At 55.2% G+C, this 3,171-nt stretch carries 2 protein-coding genes; one reads left to right on the forward strand and one right to left on the reverse strand.

Annotation, left to right across the window (positions count from 1 at the left end; all coding sequences use genetic code 11):
• On the forward strand, window positions 1-2,207 hold a 2,207-nt coding region (locus tag RRY12_04955), incomplete at its 5' end, for an ATP-binding protein (GenBank protein MEG2184002.1).
• 85 nt (window positions 2,208-2,292) lie between these two features.
• On the opposite strand, the gene RRY12_04960 is transcribed toward RRY12_04955, so the two are convergent.
• The coding region (locus tag RRY12_04960; GenBank protein MEG2184003.1) for a GGGtGRT protein at window positions 2,293-3,171 on the reverse strand (879 nt) is incomplete at its 5' end.

Consider the following 3,171-nt stretch of genomic DNA (forward strand, 5'->3'; position numbering starts at 1 on the left):
TCAGCGACGGCAGAATATTTGAAGAAGACATCCCCGTCGTGCTCAAAATGTACGACGACATCTATAACGGAGCCGCGCACGCGGAGTGCCGCGCGAGGTGGAGATCGCCCGCAAGCGGAGAATACCGCTGGTTCAAAACCATCTACACCACAGCCTGCGACGACGCGGGCTTTCCGATAAAAGCCATCGGCTCCGCCATAGACGTCACGGAACAGATGCGCCTTGAACAGCGCTACAAAGACTTCGAGGCCTATCAGCACCTCTTGCTCGACAACGCCTTCGGCGCATTCAGAGTAAACATCACAAAGGACACCGTTGAGGAGATAATCCGGTGCAGCACGGGCGTAAAACCCCTCGAGGCAATATGCGACCTTGCGGAATTCAGCGCGGCCTCCGCCCGGAACATACCAGACAATGCAAGCCGCCTGCGGCACGATGAAATTTTCAACAGGGAAACTATCTTAAGAGGCTTCAGCTGCGGCAAGTCCAACCTTGAAATGACCTGCCGCTACCAGATAGACGAAAATACTATCCACTGGACGCGCATCATAGTCAACCTCGCCCAAAACCCGTTCTCCGGCGACATCATCGGCTTCGCCTACGCCATAGACATCGAAGACGAAAAAATAATGAAGATGGTCATCGATCACATGATAGGGAAAAACTTTGAAGTGGTGGCCGCGGTAAACGTGGCAAACGGAGACGCGCGCATACTAGAATATACTGACTCCGACAAAAGGTCCTTCGGAAACGTGCTCGGAGACTTCAACTCCGTCTTCGCGCAGCGCGCGAAAGTATTCGCCCACCCGAGCGATTGGGAGAACTGCAAAAAGACGCTGCGGCTTTCAAACATCCTCCGCGAGCTTATGAAAAACGATAAATTTGAGACGACCGTACGAGGCGTCGAACCGACAGGCGAAGTGACCGTCAAAAAAATCTCCTGCTCGTACCTCGACGAAGAAAAAAACACGATACTATACACACGCTCCGACATAACAAAAACGATACGCGAGCAGAACGCGCTGAACGAAAAACTCAAGTGCGCGCTCAAAGCGGCGGAAGAGGCCAACGCCGCAAAATCAGACTTCCTATCGCGCATGAGCCACGACATGCGCACGCCGATGAACGGCATCATCGGACTTACGAACTTGGCTCAGGGAGCAAAAGATCTTTCAGACGAGACCGCGGAATACCTCGCCAACATCGAAAGCTCGAGCCAGTACCTGCTGAGCCTCATCAACGACGTGCTCGACATGAGCTCCATCGAAAGCAATAAGCTTATGCTCAACCTCCAGCCAGTCTACACAAAAGAGATAGTGGACCGCGTCGTCGCCGCCTGCACTCCTCTTGCTTCTGCAAAGGACCTGACGTTCAAGCTTACGCTCATCAACACCGATTTTGACTGGATAAAAACGGACAAACGGCGCCTTCAGCAGATATTTATAAATATCCTGGGAAACTCCGTCAAATTCACGCCGCCCGGCGGCAACATAGAATGGATCGTAGAATGCCTCGGCTATGACGACGACGTACGTCACGATAAATTGATAATCCGCGACACAGGCGTCGGAATGAGCGCCGACTTCCTGCCAAAAATATTCGAGCCGTTCGACCAGGAAGACAACGACTTCTCCGCCTCCTGCACAGGCACAGGGCTAGGGATGCCCATAGTCAAAAACCTCGTTGAGGCAATGGGAGGCTCCATTGAAGTAAAAAGCGAAAAGGGCGCGGGCACAGAGGTGATCATCGTCATGGACTTTGAACGCACGACTCCCGTCCCAGACGCGCCGCTTCTTGACCAGACGGCGCAGATAGACCTTTCCGGCAAACGCATACTAATCTGCGAAGACCACCCGATCAACATGCAGATAGCCTGCAAACTGCTGGAAAAAAAGGGAGCGAGCGCCGCGCGTGCGCGCAACGGAAAAGAGGGGGTCAACGCCTTCATGAACGCCCCCGCCGGTTACTTCTCCGCCATCCTGATGGACATACGTATGCCCGTAATGGACGGCTTGGAGGCGGCTCGGCTCATACGGTCGCAAAACAGGCCCGACGCAAAGACAATCCCAATAATAGCGATGACCGCCAACGCCTACGACGAAGACCGACAGAAAACCAAAGAGGCCGGCATGAACAAACACCTCGCAAAACCGATAGAACCCCGGATATTCTACGAGGCGCTGGACGAATTCCTGAACAAAAACTAATAGCGCGCCCTGTAAACAAACAACAGGGCGCGGGCTTTTTTTCATATATGTATGCTGCGTTTAGCGAAACCGCTGCCGCGCGTTTTTATTTTGCGGCTTCTTCCACCGCTACGGCTACAGCAACCGTAGCTCCCACCATTGGGTTGTTGCCCATCCCAATGAGGCCCATCATATCTACGTGGGCGGGGACGGAGGAGCTTCCGGCGAACTGCGCGTCGCTGTGCATGCGGCCCATCGTATCTGTCATGCCGTAGCTTGCGGGGCCGGCCGCCATGTTGTCCGGGTGCAGCGTGCGTCCGGTGCCGCCGCCTGAGGCTACGGAGAAGAATTTCTTGCCGTTTTCAAGCGCCCATTTTTTATAGGTTCCGGCTACGGGATGCTGGAAGCGCGTCGGGTTCGTCGAGTTTCCCGTTATGGAGACGTCGACGCCTTCGTGGCGCATGATGGCTACGCCTTCGCAGACGTCGTTTGCGCCGTAGCATTTTACCTTTGATTTATCTCCGGTCGAGAAGGGCTGCTCTTTTATTATTTTCAGCTCGCCTGTGAACGGGTCGTATTGCGTCTCTACAAAGGTGAATCCGTTGACGCGCGAGATTATGTACGCGGCGTCTTTGCCGAGGCCGTTTAAGATGACGCGCAGAGGCTCTTTGCGCACTTTGTTCGCCGTGCGCGCTATGCCTATCGCGCCCTCGGCCGCCGCGAAGGATTCGTGTCCCGCGAGGAAGCTGAAGCATTTTGTCTTTTCATCAAGCAGCATTGCGGCCAGGTTGCCGTGGCCGATGCCGACTTTACGCTGGTCGGCGACGGAGCCGGGGATGCAGAAGGCCTGAAGCCCTTCGCCTATTTTTTCGGCGGCCGCCGCCGCGGTCTTCGCGCCGCTTTTTAGGGCGTGAGCCGCGCCCAGAGTGTAGGCCCACACGGCGTTGTCGAATGCTATCGGCTGGATGCCGCGGACTATGGCGGC

The sequence above is a fragment of the Cloacibacillus sp. genome (genome assembly GCA_036655895.1).
Taxonomy (GTDB): domain Bacteria; phylum Synergistota; class Synergistia; order Synergistales; family Synergistaceae; genus JAVVPF01.